Consider the following 16,245-nt stretch of genomic DNA (forward strand, 5'->3'; position numbering starts at 1 on the left):
GACCAGCCAGCAGCACACGACCGACGGAGAGTGCCATGTACGGAAACGAGACCATCGCGAGGTCGCAGTACCTCGAGCGGGTGGGGGAGGCCGAGCAGCTACGGCGCGGCCACTACCTCGCTCTCGCCCGACGCAGCTCGCGTCGCGCGGAGCGGGCAGCCCTCCAGGCTCGACTCGTGCTCGCCCGCTCGCTCTGACCGAGACACCTCGGCCCGAGCACCACACGAAGGACGACCCTCACCCATGAACCACCACACGAACCGGAGCACCAAGATGAATCTCATGAACGAAGACCTGGCGCGGGCACAGATGTCCGAGCGCCTGGGAGAGGCGCACGAACTGCGACGCGGGCACCAGCTCGCGATGGCCCGGCGGCTCTCCCGCCGTGCCGAGCGCGCCGCCCAGCAGGCGCGACTCGCACTCGCCCGCTCGCTCTGAGGCCGGAGTCCCCTGACCACCGAGGCTTGTCGCCGTCGGGGGACCTCCGCTCCCAGTCGTGAGCACACCGCACCACCACCACCGCACCACCACCACCACCCGGGCCCCGCAGCGAGCCGCTGCGGGGCCCGGCCGCGTCCTACGATGACGAGATGACCGCACGACCGACCTGCGACTTCTGCGGGACGACCGCGCCCGACGCCGAGCTGCCGCTGACCTGGACCACGGCGGTGGAGAACGGCCGGTCCCGGGTGTTCTGCACCGGCTGCTCGCGCGAGCACCTGCGCGCGATCGAGGGCAAGCTCGACAGCGAGTGGTGGTAGGCCGGTCAGGCCTCGGCGAACCCCGGCAGCGCGTCGGTGAGGATCTGCCGGAACGGCAGCTCCGCCTCGAGCTGGCAGAGCACCCCGATGCTGCCGATCCAGACCCGGTGGATCAGCAGGTACGACGGGGGCAGGTTCAGCCGGAGCGCCAACGTCGAGCCGGGCTGGCGCGGGTCCTGGACCCGCTGGAACTGCTCGCGCATCCAGCCCCGGGAGAACGCGAACGTCTCCGGGCGGGCCGGCTCGACGAACGGGCCGAGGTAGTCGCGGAGCTCCTCGGGGTCGATGGTGATGTTCGGCTTCACGAAGCCCTCGGAGCGCAGGCCCTCCAGGACGTCGGCGTAGTCGTCGTACGTCGCGATCCGGATCAGCGAGCCCATGGTGTGCGGCAGGGACTTCTCGGGCAGCCGGGCCACCGCGCCGTAGTCGACGATCCCGAGGCCGCCCAGCGCGCCGTCCTCGGTGGCCAGCACCCGGAAGTTGCCGGGGTGCGGGTCGGCGTGCAGCAGGCCGGCGCGGGCCGGGCCCTCGAACAGGAAGCGGACGTAGAGCTCGCCGTAGTGGTTGCGCTCCTCCTGGGTGCCCTCGGCGATCAGCCGGGCCAGGGAGGCGGGGCTGTCGATCCACTCCGAGACCAGCACCTTGTCGGTGTGCGCGACCACGCCGGGGACCAGGAAGTCCGGGTCGCCCCGGAACGCCTCGGCGAAGGCCGCCTGCGCCTCGGCCTCCAGCGCGTAGTCGAGCTCCTCGGCGACCCGGTCCTGGAGCTCGGTGATCAACGGCTTGATGTCGATGCCCGGGATCATCGAGCCGACGGTGCGGGCCACCCGGCTGAGCTGGCGGAGGTCGGACATCAACGCCTCGCCGGCGCCGGGGTACTGCACCTTGACCGCGACCTGGCGGCCGTCGGCCCAGCGGCCCTTGTGCACCTGCCCGATCGACGCGGCGGCCGCGGGGTCGTCGTCGAACTCGACGAGCTGCCGGCGCCAGCCGGTGCCGAGCTGGGAGGCCAGCACGTGGTGCACGGTGGCCGCCGACATCGGGGGAGCGGAGTCCTGGAGCTTGGTGAGCTGGCGGCGGTAGGGCTCGGCCAGCTCCTCGGGGAGCACCGACTCCATGATGGACAGCGCCTGGCCCATCTTCATCGCGCCGCCCTTGAGGTCGCCCAGGGTCTTGAACAGCTGCTCGGCGGTGCGCTGCTGGACGTCGAGCATCACCGCGTCGGCGTTGGCGCCGCCGAACCGCCGGCCCATCCCGACCGCCGTGCGGCCGGCGTAGCCCAGGGGCAGCGCCGCCAGTCGTGCGGTGCGGCCCAGGGCGCGGCGGGGGAGCTCGGTCATGCCGGGTTCCCGGGCGTGGGGTGGTGCGGCGAGCAGGTGCGTGAGGTGCGCATGTCCCCATTGTGTCCGACCGGTCCACACCGGGCGGGTCCGGCGACGGCGCGGCGGCCCCGCGATGCCCGGGCCGGGGCCCCGGACCGGTCAGTCCCAGCTGCAGCTGCACCCGGGGTGGCGCAGCCAGGACCGCGACTCGAGCGCGGCGACGCCGGTGTGCAGCGTGAGGGTGGTCGACCAGGTCGAGGGGCGGTGCCCGTCGACGTACGCCGCCAGGTCGCGGGCCGCCCAGCCGACGGCGATCGCGGCGAGCAGCGGGTCGAGCGGCTCGGGGGCGCCGTCGGCCCGGTCGCGCGAGCAGGCGGCGGCGTACTGCCGGACCAGCAGCGGCCACGCCGGGTCGACGTCGGTGTGGTGGGCGTCCAGGCAGCGCAGGCACGCGGTCGTGCCCGGCACCACGAACGGGCCGACGACCGCGCGGCCCTCGGTGAGCCGGACCAGGAGGTACGGCGTCCCGGCGCGGGTCCACGCGTCGACCAGCTCCCGGTCGGGCTCGCCGACCCCGACGAGCACGCCGCAGTCGGGTGCGGAGCGGCCCCGGTGCGCGTGCAGCCCGGCGGTCTCGAGCAGCGCCTCCAGGTCCCGCCGCACGACGGACCCGGCGGGGTGCCCGAAGGTGCGCGTCTCGGTGCGCCACCGGCCGCGCGCGCGACGGACGTCCGGTGCCCGGGGGCCGGCGGACCGCGCGAGCGCGGCGACCGTGGGGCCGGCGAGGGCGTCGCGACCGGGTGGCGGCACGAGCGCCCGCTCGTCGAGCAGCAGGTCGTGGGCGGCGAGCACGTCGAGGGTGGCGCCGTCGCGGTGCTCGGCGACGTCCGCCGACGCGGCGATCAGCCGCAGCGCGTCCCGGACCGGGGGCGAGTCGGGGAGCACCAGCGCGGTGCGCGGGTCGAGCCCCACCTGGAGCTCGCCGGTGCCGCGGCTGAGCACGTGGGTGCCGGGGCGGAGGATCGGACGCATGCGGCCAGCCTTGCCCAGCCGCCGGGGCGGCGCGAACGCTCGTCCACAGGGTCCGGACACAGCAGCAGCGGGACCCCCCGAGGGGATCCCGCTGCAGAGAGACTGAGTCGCTAGGTGCTCAGGCCTTGCCGAGGATGCGGTTCAGGTTGGTGCTGCACACGGGGCACACGGCCTTCGCCATGCGGGTGCCCTTGTCGTTCACCTTGACCTCGCCCTCCGCCTCGCGCTTCTCCTTGCACTTCACGCAGTAGAACTCGCCGCTCCAGGTCTCCGCCATGACGGCCTCCTTGCTTATCGTCGAACTGGTCGTCGGCGGGAGTCTTGGGAAGACCCGCCGGGGCCGCGCCGGGTGGCGACCGCTCCGCACACTACGGCAGGCGGCGGGCCGATTCATGCAGGCGCAGCCTCATCCGGGCCGATTCACGCTCAGCGTCCAGGCGTTTTGCACCCTTCGCCGGATTTGACGGCTTGCGGCTCCCGGGCTGCGAGGGATCTCTCACGAGCGGCGCCGGAGCGCTCCGGATCGGTAGGGTCCCGCCCATGACCGACACCTCCCCCGACCGCGCCCACCTCCGCCTCGAGCGCCGCGACGACGGTGTCGCGGTGCTCACCCTGGACAACCCCGGGCAGCGCAACGCGATGTCGGAGGAGATGACGCAGTCCTGGGTGGCCGCGGTGGACGAGCTGGCCACGGACCGGGACGTCCGCGCGGTGGTCGTCACCGGCTCCGGGAGCGCGTTCTGCTCGGGCGGCGACACCTCCTGGATCGCCAGCGAGCCCGACGCGACCGTCGACGAGCTGCGCACCCGGATGATCGCGTTCTACCGCGCCTGGCTCTCGGTCCGCCGGCTCGAGGTGCCGACCCTCGCCGCCGTGAACGGCCCGGCGATCGGGGCCGGCCTCTGCCTGGCGCTCGCCTGCGACCTCCGGTACGCCGCCCAGGGCGCCCGGCTCGGCGTGCCGTTCGTGCGGCTCGGGATGCACGCCGGGATGGCCGCGACGTACCTGCTGCCGAACGTCGTCGGCGAGGCGCACGCCCGCGACCTGCTGCTGACCGGCCGCACCGTGGACGCCGACGAGGCGCTGCGCCTCGGTCTCGTCTCCCGGGTGCTGCCCGCGGACAGCTTCCTCGACGGTGTCCTCGCGGTCGCCGCCGGCATCGCCGCCACGGCCCCGGTGGCGAGCCGGCTCACCACGCTCGCGCTGCGCGACGGCGGGCACGCGGACTTCGAGAGCGCCGTGCAGTGGGAGGCGCTCGCCCAGCCGCTCACGCTGGCCACCGCCGACCTGCAGGAGGGCATCGCCGCCGCCCGCGAGCGGCGGGCCCCGCGGTTCACCGGGCGCTGAACGCCGGTCGGCGGTGCGCGACGGGGGCCCCGCGGAGAAAGAGGCCCCCTGCCTCGCCGGTGCGCCGCCTGCCTTCCCCTGCGAGCGTCACACCGAGTCGGCCGGGGGCCTCATCTGCCGACCAACCTAGGGGCGCCCGGGACGAGGGTCAACGACCGGTCGTCCACCCCTGTGGATAACCCTGTGGACGACGTGTGGACGGTGCTCCACAGCCTGTGGACCGGGCGGTGGAGAGCGGGGACAAGCCTGTGGGGGACACGCCCGGCGGTCTGTCGCGCTGCGCGCTGACCAGCAAGAATGGCCGTGCACACCGTGTGGACGGAAAAAGTCGGCATATCGCCGGACGAAAGGGGGGCGGGACGTGAGCCGTGGCGCCCCGACCGGCCCCGACCCGGTCGCCACCCTGCGCAGGATCGCGTTCCTGCTCGAGCGCCGGCTGGCCGACGGCTACCGGATCAAGGCCTACCGCGGCGCGGCCGCCACGCTGCTCACCCTCGACGCCGCCGAGGTCCGCGAACGGGCCGCCGCCGGCACCCTGCGCGACCTGCCCGGGATCGGCGCGAAGACCGCCGCCCTCGTCGAGGACTGCGTCGCCGGCCGGGTGCCGGCGTACCTCTCCGAGCTGGAGGAGACCGCCGGACCGCTGGTCGCGGGCGGCGAGGCCTACCGGGCGGCGCTGCGCGGCGACCTGCACACGCACTCGGACTGGTCCGACGGCGGCTCGCCGCTGGAGGAGATGGCGATGACCGCGCTCGAGCTCGGTCACGAGTACGTCGTGCTCACCGACCACTCGCCCCGGCTCCGGGTCGCCAACGGGCTCTCGGCGGCCCGGCTCACCGAGCAGCTGGCCGTGGTCGCGGCCGTCAACGAGCACCTCGCGGCCGGCGGCGGCTTCCGGATGCTGACCGGCATCGAGGTGGACATCCTCGAGGACGGCGGCCTGGACCAGACCGAGGAGATGCTCGGCCGCCTGGACCTGGTGGTCGCCTCCGTGCACTCCAAGCTGCGGATGGACCCCGCCCCGATGACCCGCCGGATGCTCGGCGCGATCCGCACCCCGCGCACCAACGTCCTGGGGCACTGCACCGGTCGGCTGGTCACCGGCGGCCGTGGCACCCGGCCGCCGAGCGATTTCGACGCGCAGGCGGTGTTCGCGGCCTGCGCCGAGCACGACGTCGCGGTGGAGATCAACTCCCGGCCCGAGCGCTGCGACCCGCCCGACGAGCTGGTCGGGCTCGCGCTGGAGGCCGGCTGCCTGTTCTCGATCGACAGCGACGCGCACGCGCCGGGCCAGCTCGACTTCCTGGCGTACGGCGCGGAGCGGGCCGAGCGGCTCGGCGTACCGCTGGACCGGATCGTCAACACCTGGCCGCGCGAGCGCCTCCTCGCCTGGGCGAACGGGTAATCTCCGTCACATGAGCGCAGCGCAGGCGACCTCCGACGACCTCCCGGGCGACCCCGTCGTCGAGGTCCGCCGGTCGCGCAAGCGCCGCCGCACGGTCGCCGCCTACCGCGAGGACGACAAGGTCGTGGTGCTCGTCCCGGCCCGGTTCACCCGCGCCGAGGAGCGGGAGTGGGTGGCCACCATGCTGGCCCGGCTCGAGCGCTCGGAGCGGCGCCGGCGTCCCAGCGACGCCGGGCTCGAGCGCCGGGCCACCGAGCTCAGCGCGAAGTTCCTCGACGGCCTCGCCGAGCCGCTGCAGGTGCGCTGGGTGGCCAACCAGAACAGCCGGTGGGGCAGCTGCACGCCCAGCGACCGGTCGATCCGGCTGTCCGTCCGGCTGCAGGGCATGCCGGCCTGGGTGATCGACTACGTCCTCGTGCACGAGCTCGCGCACCTGATCGAGGCCGGCCACACCCCGTCGTTCTGGGCCTGGGTGGACCGCTACCCGAAGGCCGAGCGGGCCAAGGGGTTCCTCGAGGGCGTCGCCGCCGCCTCGTCGCTCGACGTGGCGGCCGGGCCGCCGGACTGCTCCGACGAGGGGGCCGCTCAGATGGCCCGCGACGACCACGCCTGAGCCAGCGCGACACCGGCCGCGACCAGCTCGCGGAGCTCCGCGGACTCGGTGGGCAGGTCCCCGACCGGCCACCACCGCACGTCCAGCGACTCCTCGCTGACCTCCGGCACCGCCCCGGCGGGCGCCAGCGCGAGGAACCGTACGTCGAGGTGGGTCACCTGCGGGTGCTCGCCGCAGAAGCCCACGACGTGCGCGTCGAGGTGCAGCGGGCCGGGCACCAGCACCAGGTCCGGGACGCCGGACTCCTCGAGGCCCTCGCGCAGCGCGGCCGCCGCCAGGGTCCGGTCCTGCGGCTCGCAGTGACCGCCGAGGTGGAACCACCGGCGGGCCTTGGCGTGCAGGGTGAGCAGCACGTGCCGGTGGTCGTCGGAGAGCACCAGCACCCCGGCCGTGACGTGCGCACCGGGGCAGGAGCGCCCGAGACCGTCCGGGTGCGCCTCGAGGTGGGTCACCATCCGCTCGCGCAGCGCCTGCTGGCGGGCGTCGCCGGACCCCCACGCCCGCAGCGTCGCGAGGGCGTCGTCGTGCAGCGCGGTCACGGGGTGGGCTGACCGCCCCCGGTGCCGCCGGCGTCGCCGTCACCCGACTCGTTGTCGAGCAGCTCGGCCAGCGCGGCGTCGAACTCGTCGTCGGACAGCGCCTGGGACGCCGGCACCGAGCCCTCCTGGAAGCCGAGCGGGTCGTCCAGGTCGGCCGAGGTGGGCAGCAGGTCGGGGTGCGACCAGACCGCGTCGCGGGCGTCCTGTCCCTTGCGGGAGCGCAGCGAGCCCCACAGCGCGGAGGCGTCGCGCAGCCGGCGCGGCCGCAGCTCGAGGCCGACGAGCGCGGCGAACGTGGACTCCGCCGGCCCGCCCGCGGCGCGACGGCGGCGGACCGCCTCCTGCATCTTGGCGGCGGCCGGCATCCGGGTCTCGGTGGCCTGGCCGACGACCTCGTCGACCCAGCCCTCGACCAGCGCGAGGATCGTCTCGAGCCGGGTCAGCGCGGCCTGCTGGGCCGGTGACTTCTCGGGCTCGAACAGGCCGCCGTCGAGTGCCTCCTGGATCGAGGCCGGGTTGGTCGGGTCGATGTCGCGCATCGACGACTCGATCTTGGACATGTCGATGGTGGTGCCGCGGCCGTAGTCCTCGACCGCCGCGAGCAGGTGCCCGCGCAGCCACGGCACGTGCGCGAAGAGCCGCTGGTGGGCCGCCTCGCGCAGCGCCAGGTAGAGGAGCACGTCGTCCTGGCCGACGTCGAGGCCGTCGGCGAAGGCCGCGACGTTGACCGGCAGCAGCGCCGCCTTGCCGCCGGGTCCGAGGGGCAGGCCGATGTCGGAGGCGCTGAGCACCTCCCCGGCGAGCCCGCCGAGCGCCTGCCCGACCTGGCTGCCGAACATCGCGCCGCCGGCCTGGCCGAGCAGCCCCATCAGCGGTCCGGCCATCTGCTGCGCCTCGGGCGGGAGCGCGCCGCCCATCGCGGACACCACGTGCTCCGCCACCGGCTCGACGAGGACCTTCCAGACGTCGATGGTCTGCTCGACCCACTCGGCGCGGCTCCAGGCCGCGGACGAGGTCACGCCGGAGGCGAACTCCGTCGACGAGTCGAGCCAGTGGTCCGCGAGCCGCAGCGCGTCGGCGATCTCGCCGGCCTGCCGCTCGGTCGGGGACGGGTCCGGCTGCTCGGCCACGGTGCGGCGGGCCACGTCCTTGGCCAGCGCCCAGTTCACCGACCCCTCGTGCGGCGACATCATCGCCTGCATCTGGCTCATCAGCGCCGACAGGTCGGGCATGCCGGCGCCTCCCGGCATCCCCGGGAAGCCGCCTCCGGAGCCGCCGAGGCCGCCGAACGCGTTGAAGATCTGCTCGAACGGGGTGCCCTTGAAGGGGTTGGGCTGCTCGTCGTCCGGACGGTCGCCTGGCTCGTTCGTCATGCCCCCAAACTACTCGCCGCGTCCAACGGGCGGCGCACCGTGTGGGTACGCTCGACGCGTGACCACCGACCTGCCCGTCGTACGCCTCGTCGACATCCGGGAGACCCCGCTCGACGTGGCCGAGGTGCTCGCCGCCCTGGCCGACCGGGCCGCCGGGGGAGTGGACGTGTTCGTCGGCACCGTCCGCGACCACGACCACGACCAGGGCGTCACCGGCCTGGACTACTCCGCGCACCCGACCGCGATGCAGCGGCTGGTCGAGGTCGCGGAGCGGATCGCCGAGAAGTACGACGTGATCGCGGTCGCCGCGGTGCACCGGGTCGGCCGGCTCGCGATCGGCGACGCCGCCGTCGTGGTGGCCACCGCTGCCGCGCACCGGGGCGAGGCCTTCGAGGCCTCCCGCGCACTCATCGACGAGCTCAAGGCGTCGGTGCCGATCTGGAAGCACCAGGTCTTCACCGACGGCACCGACGAGTGGGTCGGCACGCCGTAGGGCGTGGCTCACCGGCAACCCGCGTCGCGCTGCCTAGGCTGCCGACGTGGAGATCCTGGCGTGGTTGGTGCCCTCGGGCGTGGTCCTCGTGATCGCGATGGTCTGGGCCGCCTGGGCGGGCCGTCCCCAGCGCGAGGAGACCGACCGCACCGGCGCCGCCTACGAGAAGTTCGCGGCGGCGATCGTCCGCGAGCACCCCGGAGCCGGTCGCGCGGGACCCGTCGCGGCCCGCGACCGGAGCACCGGCATCGCCGTCCGGCCGTCCCGGTCCGGCACCCCGCGTCCCTCCGGCCAGGACGGCACCCGACGCTCCGCATAGTTGTGGTGTGATGAGAAGGTTGCGGCATGAACCGCCGCAGCCTGGCCAGCATCTCGGTGTTCAGCCTGCTGGTCGCCCTGGTCGCGGTCGCTGCCTTCCTCCCGGTGCCCTACGTCACCGAGAGCCCCGGTCCGACGATCAACGTCCTCGGGAAGTCGAAGGACCAGCCGATCATCTCGGTGAGCGGCCACAAGACCTTCCCGACCGAGGGTGACCTGCGGCTGACGACGGTGTCGGTGACCAACCCGACCCACCGGATCGGGCTCGGCGAGGCGCTCGCCGCCTGGTTCGACGGTGCCCGGGCGGTCTACCCGCGCGACGTGATCTACCCACCGGAGCAGAGCGCCGACGAGGTCGAGAAGCAGAGCGCCGGGGAGATGGTCAGCTCCCAGGACTCCGCCAAGGTCGCCGCGCTGCGCGCGCTGGGCTACCACCTGCCGACCACGGTGAAGGTCGTCTCGGTGAGCAAGGGGGCGCCGGCCCGGGGCCGGCTGCGGCCCGGCGACGTCATCACCCGCGTGGACGGCACGCCCACCAGGAACGCCCAGGCGGTCACCCGTGCCGTCCAGGCGGCCGGTGCGGGCACGCCCGTCACCCTCGAGGTCCGCCGGGGCGGGGCGACGAAGACCGTGACGGTGACCCCCCGCGGCATCGCCCGACGACCCGTCCAAGGCGCTGCTGGGCATCCAGATCCAGCCCTCCTACGACTTCCCGTTCGACGTCGAGGTGCGGCTCGGCGACGACATCGGCGGCCCCAGCGCGGGGCTGATCTTCTCCCTCGGCGTCTACGACACCCTGACGCCCGGCTCCCTGACCGGGGGAGCCAACATCGCCGGAACGGGAACCATCAGTGCCGACGGACGCGTTGGACCCATTGGAGGCATCCAGCAGAAGATCGTGGCCGCCGCGGACGCGGGCGCCAAGATCTTCCTCGTGCCTCCGGCCAACTGCGACTCGGCCCTCCACGCCGACGTGACGAAGGACGACATCTTGCTCGTGAAGGCTGCCACCCTGAAGAGTGCGGTCGCGTCGCTGAAGGCCTACGCCCAGGACCCGTCCGCCGACCTGCCCTCCTGCCGATGAGCGAGGAGCAGACGCCGACCCCGCCGGCGGGCCCCGAGGTCGACCCGGTGCTGCGCGCCGCCGTACGCGAGATCGAGGAGCACGCCTCCGAGGCCGGCTGGGACCAGCCCGCCCGGCTCTACGCGCTCGTCCCCACCACCGACCTGCTCGCCCGCGAGCCCGCGCTGGCGGCGGCGATGGGGCTCGAGGAGTCCACCGCCGCGGGGTCGCTGACCCCGATCGAGCAGGACGAGGTGCCGGTCGACAAGCCGCTGGAGTCGGTGCTGGAGCAGATCATGTGGCCCGCCGAGGTGTTCGGCTGCGCCGCGGTGGTCGAGCGCCTCGTGCTGCCCCCCCGAGGCCGACCAGCAGATGCCCGACGACCCGCGCAGCGCCGAGGAGTACGCCGCCGCGCACCCGGACCGCCAGGAGGTGCGGATCGTCGCGGGCGCGACCCGCGACGGGTCGACGTACTGCGCCCTGCGGATGCGGTCCCACGACGACGCCTTCTCCGTGCTGGAGTCACCTGACCTGGTGCCGGCACTCCTAGAGTTGGTGCGCAGCACCCTCGAGAACTGAAACCCGGACGGGACGGAAAGAGCCAGCGTGAGCGGAATCTTCGACGACGGCACCCCCGAGCGGCCCCGACGCGTGCCACCACCGGGGTCCCAGCAGCGGTCCCGGGCGCTGATCGGGACGATCATCGTGCTGGTCGTGGCGTTCTTCCTGGTGTCGGTGTTCACCGGGGTCTGGACCGACCGGCTGTGGTTCAGGAGCGTCGGCTACTCCGGGGTGTTCACCAAGGTGCTCGGCACCAAGGTGCTGCTGTTCCTGGTCTTCGGCCTGACGATGGGCGTCGTGGTGGCGGCCAACGTCGCGGTGGCCTACCGGTTCCGGCCGCTGTTCCGCCCGGCGTCCCAGGAGCAGGTCAACCTCGACCGCTACCGCGAGGTCGTCGACCCGCTGCGCAAGTGGCTGCTGATCGCGATCGCCCTGGTCCTGGGCCTGTTCGCCGGCGGCTCCGGCGCCGGCCAGTGGCGGCAGTTCCTGCTCTGGCGGCACCGTTCGCCGTTCGGCACCACCGACCCGTACTTCCACAAGGACGTCGGCTTCTACGTCTTCGACCTGCCCTGGCTGCACTACCTGGTCGACTTCGGCCTGGCGGTCACGGTGCTCAGCCTGATCGCTGCCGCGGTCGTGCACTACCTGTTCGGCGGGATCCGGCTGCAGTCCAAGCGGGACCGGCTGTCGGGCGCCGCGCAGGTCCAGATCTCCGTGCTGGCCGGCCTGTTCGTGCTGATCAAGGGCGCCGACTACTGGCTCGACCGCTACAACCTCACCACCGACAGCGGCGGCCTGTTCACCGGCGTGGGCTACACCGACCAGAACGCCGTGCTGCCCGCCAAGACGATCCTGACGTTCATCGCGATCATCTGCGCGATCCTGTTCTTCGCCAACGTGCTGCGCCGCACCTGGCTGCTGCCGTCGGTCGGCCTCGTGCTGCTGGTGCTCTCCTCGATCCTGCTCGGCGTCATCTGGCCCGGCATCGTGCAGCAGTTCCAGGTCAAGCCCTCCGAGCCGGACAAGGAGGCGCCGTACATCGCGGCGAACATCAAGGCCACCCGCGACGCCTACGACATCGCCGGCACCAAGGTCACCGAGTACGACGCCAACCAGACCCTCAGCCAGTCGCAGCTGCGCTCGGACACCGAGTCGCTGCCGGGCATCCGGCTGCTCGACCCGGCGCTCGTCTCCGAGGCGTTCGAGCAGCTCCAGCAGGTGCGCGGCTACTACAGCGTCGCCCCGGTGCTCGACGTGGACCGCTACCAGGTCGACGGCCGCACCCGCGACATGGTCGTCGCGGTCCGCGAGCTCGACCAGAACGGCCTGCCCGACGGCCAGCGCAACTGGGCCAACGAGCACACCGTGTACACCCACGGCTACGGCGTCGTCGCGGCCTACGGCAACCAGCAGGACAAGAACGACAACCCCGTCACCGGCAACGACGGCAAGCCGGTCTGGGCAGAGCGGGACCTGCCGCCCAAGGGCGACCTGACGAACATGTTCCCCAACGGCTACCAGCCGCGGATCTACTTCGGCGAGAAGAGCACGACGTACGCCATCGTCGGCAAGGCTCCCGGCGGCAAGAACGTCGAGCTCGACCTCCCCGAGGGGCAGGGCGCGAACTCGCGGACCAACACCTACGAGGGCCAGGCCGGCGTGCCGGTCGGCGGGCTGTTCAACAAGCTGATGTACGCCATCAAGTTCAGCGAGCCGAACATCGTGCTGTCCAGCCGGGTGAACGCGAACTCCAAGATCCTCTACGACCGGGCGCCGCGCGAGCGGGTGCAGAAGGTCGCGCCGTGGCTCACCGTCGACGGCGACTCCTACCCCGCGGTCGTCGACGGCCGGGTCAAGTGGATCCTCGACGGCTACACCACGACCGACCACTACCCGAACAGCGAGAAGGACTCGCTGCGGTCCATGACGTCGGACGCGCTGAGCCCCAACACGACGTACGCCACGCTGCCCACCGACGAGATCAACTACATGCGCAACTCGGTCAAGGCTGTCGTCGACGCGTACGACGGCAGCGTGAAGCTGTACCAGTGGGACGACAAGGACCCGATCCTCAAGGCCTGGGAGGGCGCGTTCCCCGGCATCGTGGAGCCGAAGTCCAAGATCTCCCCGGACCTGCTCGCGCACATGCGCTACCCCGAGGACATGTTCAAGGTGCAGCGCAACATGCTGGCGACGTACCACGTCACGAACCCGAAGACGTTCTACGGCGGCACGGACCAGTGGAAGGTGCCCGAGGACCCGGAGAACAAGGCCAACAAGCAGCCTCCGTACCGCCTCTCGGTGCGCACCCCGTCGGGTGGCCCGGACCCGGTGTTCTCCCTGACGTCGGTGTTCGTGCCGCAGAAGCGGCAGAACCTCGCGTCGTTCATCTCCGTGGACGCGGACGCCGGCCAGAAGGACTACGGCACGATCCGGATCCTGCGGCTGCCGAGCAACACGCAGATCCCCGGCCCCTCGCAGATCGCCAACCTGTTCGGCGCCGACAGCGACATCCAGGACAAGCTGCTCGCGTTCACGCGGACCAACTCGACCGCACTGTTCGGCAACCTGCTGACCCTGCCGGTCGGTGACGGCCTGCTCTACGTGCAGCCGCTCTACACCCAGCGCAAGACCGGCGAGGGCCGTTACCCGGTGCTCCGCTACGTCCTGGTGTCGTTCGGCGAGAAGGTCGGCATCGGCAACACGCTGACGGAGGCGCTCAACGACGTGCTCGGCCTCGCGCCCGACGCGCCCAGCGGTGCCGACACCGGCGGCACGACCGGGTCCGGCGGCACCACGGGCGGGGGAGCGGTCTCCAGCGACGTACGCCAGCTCCTGCAGCAGGCCGAGACCAAGTTCGCCACCGCGCAGAAGGCGTTGCAGTCCGGCGACCTCGAGGGCTACGCCAAGGCTCAGGGCGAGGCGCGCGACCTGGTGCAGCAGGCCATCGCCGCGGCGAACAAGGCCACCCCGACGCCGTCCCCGTCGGCGACGCCCTCGCCCTCCGGCTCGTCGAGCCCGTCCCCGTCCGCCTCACCGAGCAACTGACCGCTCCGCGGCCGGCCGAGCACCCTCGGCCGGCCGCGGAACGGCTGGTCGAGCTTGTCAAGGCCACCCCGTCGTCGCACGATTTTGAGTCCGCACCGGTGTCCCGTAAGGTTGGGTTCACCGACGCGGGGTGGAGCAGTTCGGTAGCTCGCTGGGCTCATAACCCAGAGGTCGCAGGTTCAAATCCTGCCCCCGCTACCACCGCTGGCCTGGGACTTAGTCCCAGGCCAGTTTTGTTTTCCGGCTGCTTCCTCGACCTGGCGTCCAAGAATGCGTCCGTGCGATGTCGGGTCGATGTCAGTGCCGATGATCAGCGCGGCGACCGTGTCGGCCGCGGACTGGTCCATGCCCGGCAGGACGTGGGCGTAGGTCTGCAGCGTGAAGGCGACGGTGGAGTGGCCGAGCCGCTCACTGATCACCTTCGGCGATATGCCAACCCAGAGATGGCGTCCGGTCCGGAGCGGACCCGCGGACTGATCGAGCTGCTCGATAGGCATGGCGTCGACATCGCAGGGCTGCAGGAGTTCCAGCGACCGCAGTACCGTACGTTCGCTCAGTTGGCCGGCAGCCGTTACGGCGTCTACAGCCCACCCGGCGACACCGAGAACTCGGTCGTATGGCGGCGTGACCGGTGGTCGCTCGTGCGAGCAGCGACACTTACGATCCCGTACTTCGACGGGCACCCGCGCCAGATGCCCATCGTCACCCTGCGTTCGCTTGCGAGCGATACCGGCGTCACGATCCTGAACGTCCACAACCCTGCTGACAGGAGCCCGATACCCGCGCCAGGGTGGATGGCGTGCGGTGGCAGTGGACCGAGAGTTGAAGGTGGTTCGCCACCTGCATTCCATGGGCCAATCAGTGGTTGTCACCGGCGACATGAACGATCGGGAAGACGTGTTCTGCCGGTTCACCTCTGATGGCCTGACGCAAGCAAGCAGCGGTCAGGGGGATGGCGCGACCTGCGTCCCGACTGCCGAGAATGGGATCGACTGGATCTTCGGCACTGCCGGACTCACCTTCGCGGATGACGGTGCGGATCGGGATTCGCTGGTGCGTGCGACGAGCGATCATCCGTTCCGTCACGTCCGCATGCTGGTTCCGGGGTGATGGGTCGAATGACTGAGCTGCTGAGTTCAAGAGCAGGTTTCGAGGGCTAGCTTAACCCTACGAACCAGCGCCCCTCACTCTGAAGCGGCCCCGGCTTAGTACCGCGTCTTGCTGGACTTCGGCGAGTAGCGCGGGCACGCTCGCGTGTTGGTCGCGGGTCTTCATACAGAGGAAAGTTGAGCCACATGGCGAAGAAGGTGCTCACGGTCGGGGAGATCCTCGTCGAGATCGTAGCCACCACCAAGGGAGACGGATTCGGCGAACCCCAGCCCCTTATCGGTCCGTTTCCTTCCGGTGCACCGGCGATCTTCATCGACCAAGTTGGCCGACTCGGCACGCCGGCGGCCATCATTTCCCGTGTTGGCAATGACGATTTCGGTCGGCTCAACCTTGATCGGCTGGCCGCAGACGGGGTCGACGTCTCGGGAGTCGAGGTGGCGAAGGGCGAGGTCACGGGCTCGGCCTTCGTCCGCTACCGACCCGACGGCTCGCGCAAGTTCGTCTACAACATCGCGCACAGTGCGACCGGCAGGCTGGTGCTCACGCCTGCAGGTGAGGCGTTATTGGAGAGCTGTGACCACCTGCATGTCATGGGCACCGCGCTCTCAGTGTCCGGTCTGGCGGACGTGGCGCGAGAGGCCATCGCGCGCATCAAGGCGCGGGGTGGAACACTGAGTTTCGATCCCAACTTGCGGCGCGAGATCCTCGAGACACCCGGGCTGCGTCAGGCACTCGAAGAGGTGCTCGCCCACAGCGACCTCTTCCTACCTTCGGGCGAGGAGATCTATCTCTTCACCGAAGCGGACGATGAGGCCGCCGCGGTGGCTGAGCTCCTTCGCCGCGGTGTCGGCGAGATTGTGATCAAGCGCGGAGATCGGGGAGCAAGCCACTTCGACGCGCACGGCCGCACCGACGTGGCTCCCCTCTGGGTCGACGAGGTAGACCCGACCGGGGCCGGCGACTGCTTCGGGGGTGCCTTCGTCAGCCTCTGGCTAGCAGGCGCTTCGCCCGAGACCGCACTTCGTTACGCCAATGCTGCAGGCGCCCACGCGGTCACTGAGATCGGGCCGATGGAGGGCGCCGCCACCCGAGACCAACTCGATGCCTTGCTTGGGTTGACGAAAGGATGACTCAATGCACCTGAACCCACTCCACGACATCGGCATATGGCTCGACCGGCCGGCCCATCGGGGATCCCTCCGTCTGCTCGGCACATCCTCTGGTGCTTGAGGCATCGATGCGCGCCACTCTCGGCTGCGA

18 protein-coding genes, 1 tRNA gene and 3 pseudogenes are annotated in these 16,245 nt (G+C 71.8%); 16 read left to right on the forward strand and 6 right to left on the reverse strand.

Annotation, left to right across the window (positions count from 1 at the left end; all coding sequences use genetic code 11):
- Positions 1-35 precede the first annotated feature (35 nt).
- The 3 genes and pseudogenes from KRR39_RS01585 to KRR39_RS01595 all read left to right on the forward strand — a co-directional run bounded on the left by KRR39_RS01585 (position 36) and on the right by KRR39_RS01595 (position 761).
- Positions 36-197 (forward strand): putative WhiB-interacting protein, encoded by a 162-nt coding sequence (locus KRR39_RS01585; RefSeq protein WP_216940122.1) that lies wholly within the window; start codon positions 36-38, stop codon positions 195-197.
- Positions 198-207: 10 nt separating this feature from the next.
- Positions 208-438, forward strand: a pseudogene (locus KRR39_RS01590) (putative WhiB-interacting protein); the annotation flags it as partial.
- Positions 439-590: 152 nt separating this feature from the next.
- Positions 591-761, forward strand: coding sequence for a hypothetical protein (locus KRR39_RS01595; protein WP_216940125.1), 171 nt, complete (start codon positions 591-593; stop codon positions 759-761).
- Between the two features lie 5 nt (positions 762-766).
- Here the strand turns inward: KRR39_RS01595 and KRR39_RS01600 are convergent, their stop codons facing one another.
- From KRR39_RS01600 to KRR39_RS01610, 3 genes are all read right to left on the reverse strand, one after another.
- On the reverse strand, positions 767-2,101 hold the full coding sequence (locus tag KRR39_RS01600; RefSeq protein ID WP_216940127.1) for an ABC1 kinase family protein: 1,335 nt from the start codon (positions 2,099-2,101) through the stop codon (positions 767-769).
- Positions 2,102-2,242: 141 nt separating this feature from the next.
- Positions 2,243-3,115 carry a TOMM precursor leader peptide-binding protein gene (locus KRR39_RS01605; RefSeq protein ID WP_216940137.1) on the reverse strand — a complete coding sequence of 291 codons (873 nt, stop codon included), beginning with the start codon at positions 3,113-3,115 and terminating at the stop codon, positions 2,243-2,245.
- 118 nt (positions 3,116-3,233) lie between these two features.
- Entirely contained in the window at positions 3,234-3,392 is a 159-nt protein-coding gene (locus KRR39_RS01610; protein WP_091115022.1) for a DUF5679 domain-containing protein, read from the reverse strand.
- Between the two features lie 263 nt (positions 3,393-3,655).
- Between KRR39_RS01610 and KRR39_RS01615 the strand changes: the two genes are divergently transcribed.
- The 3 genes from KRR39_RS01615 (at position 3,656) to KRR39_RS01625 (ending at position 6,480) form a co-directional block, all read left to right on the forward strand.
- The gene (locus KRR39_RS01615; RefSeq protein WP_216940138.1) at positions 3,656-4,462 is read left to right on the forward strand and encodes an enoyl-CoA hydratase/isomerase family protein; all 807 of its coding nucleotides are present in this window, start codon (positions 3,656-3,658) and stop codon (positions 4,460-4,462) included.
- Between the two features lie 361 nt (positions 4,463-4,823).
- Positions 4,824-5,867, forward strand: coding sequence for a PHP domain-containing protein (locus KRR39_RS01620; RefSeq protein ID WP_216940140.1), 1,044 nt, complete (start codon positions 4,824-4,826; stop codon positions 5,865-5,867).
- A 10-nt stretch (positions 5,868-5,877) separates the two neighbouring features.
- Positions 5,878-6,480 carry a M48 metallopeptidase family protein gene (locus KRR39_RS01625; RefSeq protein ID WP_216940142.1) on the forward strand — a complete coding sequence of 201 codons (603 nt, stop codon included), beginning with the start codon at positions 5,878-5,880 and terminating at the stop codon, positions 6,478-6,480.
- On the opposite strand, the gene KRR39_RS01630 is transcribed toward KRR39_RS01625, so the two are convergent.
- Both KRR39_RS01630 and KRR39_RS01635 read right to left on the reverse strand, forming a co-directional pair.
- On the reverse strand, positions 6,453-7,019 hold the full coding sequence (locus KRR39_RS01630; RefSeq protein ID WP_254185437.1) for an NUDIX hydrolase: 567 nt from the start codon (positions 7,017-7,019) through the stop codon (positions 6,453-6,455). The genes KRR39_RS01625 and KRR39_RS01630 overlap by 28 nt on opposite strands.
- Complete coding sequence (locus tag KRR39_RS01635; RefSeq protein WP_216940144.1) at positions 7,016-8,392, reverse strand: zinc-dependent metalloprotease; 1,377 nt, start codon at positions 8,390-8,392, stop codon at positions 7,016-7,018. Before KRR39_RS01635 ends, KRR39_RS01630 begins: the two co-directional genes overlap by 4 nt.
- Positions 8,393-8,450: 58 nt before the next feature.
- Here KRR39_RS01635 and KRR39_RS01640 point away from each other — a divergent pair, with 58 nt between their 5' ends.
- The 8 genes and pseudogenes from KRR39_RS01640 (at position 8,451) to KRR39_RS01665 (ending at position 14,076) form a co-directional block, all read left to right on the forward strand.
- Positions 8,451-8,885 carry a molybdenum cofactor biosynthesis protein MoaE gene (locus KRR39_RS01640; RefSeq protein WP_254185438.1) on the forward strand — a complete coding sequence of 145 codons (435 nt, stop codon included), beginning with the start codon at positions 8,451-8,453 and terminating at the stop codon, positions 8,883-8,885.
- A gap of 46 nt (positions 8,886-8,931) precedes the next feature.
- Positions 8,932-9,204 (forward strand): hypothetical protein, encoded by a 273-nt coding sequence (locus tag KRR39_RS01645; RefSeq protein ID WP_254185439.1) that lies wholly within the window; start codon positions 8,932-8,934, stop codon positions 9,202-9,204.
- A gap of 377 nt (positions 9,205-9,581) precedes the next feature.
- Positions 9,582-9,782 (forward strand): annotated as a pseudogene (locus tag KRR39_RS24115) (PDZ domain-containing protein); the annotation flags it as partial.
- A 148-nt stretch (positions 9,783-9,930) separates the two neighbouring features.
- Positions 9,931-10,287: a S16 family serine protease gene (locus KRR39_RS24120; RefSeq protein WP_254185440.1), complete on the forward strand. Its 357-nt coding sequence runs from the start codon at positions 9,931-9,933 to the stop codon at positions 10,285-10,287.
- A gap of 110 nt (positions 10,288-10,397) precedes the next feature.
- Positions 10,398-10,553, forward strand: a pseudogene (locus KRR39_RS25785) (PPA1309 family protein); the annotation flags it as partial.
- Between the two features lie 85 nt (positions 10,554-10,638).
- A complete protein-coding gene (locus tag KRR39_RS24130) occupies positions 10,639-10,845 on the forward strand; it encodes a hypothetical protein (RefSeq protein WP_254185441.1) in 207 nt (68 codons plus the stop codon).
- A 27-nt stretch (positions 10,846-10,872) separates the two neighbouring features.
- Positions 10,873-13,875: a UPF0182 family membrane protein gene (locus tag KRR39_RS01660; RefSeq protein ID WP_254185442.1), complete on the forward strand. Its 3,003-nt coding sequence runs from the start codon at positions 10,873-10,875 to the stop codon at positions 13,873-13,875.
- 124 nt (positions 13,876-13,999) lie between these two features.
- Positions 14,000-14,076 (forward strand) — tRNA-Met (locus tag KRR39_RS01665).
- On the opposite strand, the gene KRR39_RS01670 is transcribed toward KRR39_RS01665, so the two are convergent.
- A complete protein-coding gene (locus tag KRR39_RS01670; RefSeq protein WP_216940147.1) occupies positions 14,055-14,372 on the reverse strand; it encodes a hypothetical protein in 318 nt (105 codons plus the stop codon). The genes KRR39_RS01665 and KRR39_RS01670 overlap by 22 nt on opposite strands.
- Positions 14,373-14,637: 265 nt before the next feature.
- On the opposite strand from KRR39_RS01670, the gene KRR39_RS01675 reads away from it, so the two are divergent.
- Positions 14,638-14,985, forward strand: coding sequence for a hypothetical protein (locus tag KRR39_RS01675; protein WP_367303771.1), 348 nt, complete (start codon positions 14,638-14,640; stop codon positions 14,983-14,985).
- 185 nt (positions 14,986-15,170) lie between these two features.
- Positions 15,171-16,115, forward strand: coding sequence for a tagatose kinase (locus KRR39_RS01680; RefSeq protein WP_216940150.1), 945 nt, complete (start codon positions 15,171-15,173; stop codon positions 16,113-16,115).
- The last annotated feature ends 130 nt before the right edge of the window (positions 16,116-16,245 follow it).

The sequence above is a fragment of the Nocardioides panacis genome (genome assembly GCF_019039255.1).
Taxonomy (GTDB): domain Bacteria; phylum Actinomycetota; class Actinomycetes; order Propionibacteriales; family Nocardioidaceae; genus Nocardioides_B; species Nocardioides_B panacis.

What these genes read in the sequence shown, in the direction of transcription:
- KRR39_RS24130 (WP_254185441.1), top strand. Translation starts at nt 10,639, where the DNA reads ATGCCCGACGACCCGCGCAGCGCCGAGGAGTACGCCGCCGCGCACCCG.
- KRR39_RS01605 (WP_216940137.1), bottom strand. Translation starts at nt 3,115, where the DNA reads ATGCGTCCGATCCTCCGCCCCGGCACCCACGTGCTCAGCCGCGGCACC.
- KRR39_RS01585 (WP_216940122.1), top strand. Translation starts at nt 36, where the DNA reads ATGTACGGAAACGAGACCATCGCGAGGTCGCAGTACCTCGAGCGGGTG.
- KRR39_RS01600 (WP_216940127.1), bottom strand. Translation starts at nt 2,101, where the DNA reads ATGACCGAGCTCCCCCGCCGCGCCCTGGGCCGCACCGCACGACTGGCG.
- KRR39_RS01635 (WP_216940144.1), bottom strand. Translation starts at nt 8,392, where the DNA reads ATGACGAACGAGCCAGGCGACCGTCCGGACGACGAGCAGCCCAACCCC.
- KRR39_RS01615 (WP_216940138.1), top strand. Translation starts at nt 3,656, where the DNA reads ATGACCGACACCTCCCCCGACCGCGCCCACCTCCGCCTCGAGCGCCGC.
- KRR39_RS01595 (WP_216940125.1), top strand. Translation starts at nt 591, where the DNA reads ATGACCGCACGACCGACCTGCGACTTCTGCGGGACGACCGCGCCCGAC.
- KRR39_RS01670 (WP_216940147.1), bottom strand. Translation starts at nt 14,372, where the DNA reads ATGCCTATCGAGCAGCTCGATCAGTCCGCGGGTCCGCTCCGGACCGGA.
- KRR39_RS01680 (WP_216940150.1), top strand. Translation starts at nt 15,171, where the DNA reads ATGGCGAAGAAGGTGCTCACGGTCGGGGAGATCCTCGTCGAGATCGTA.
- KRR39_RS01610 (WP_091115022.1), bottom strand. Translation starts at nt 3,392, where the DNA reads ATGGCGGAGACCTGGAGCGGCGAGTTCTACTGCGTGAAGTGCAAGGAG.
- KRR39_RS01625 (WP_216940142.1), top strand. Translation starts at nt 5,878, where the DNA reads ATGAGCGCAGCGCAGGCGACCTCCGACGACCTCCCGGGCGACCCCGTC.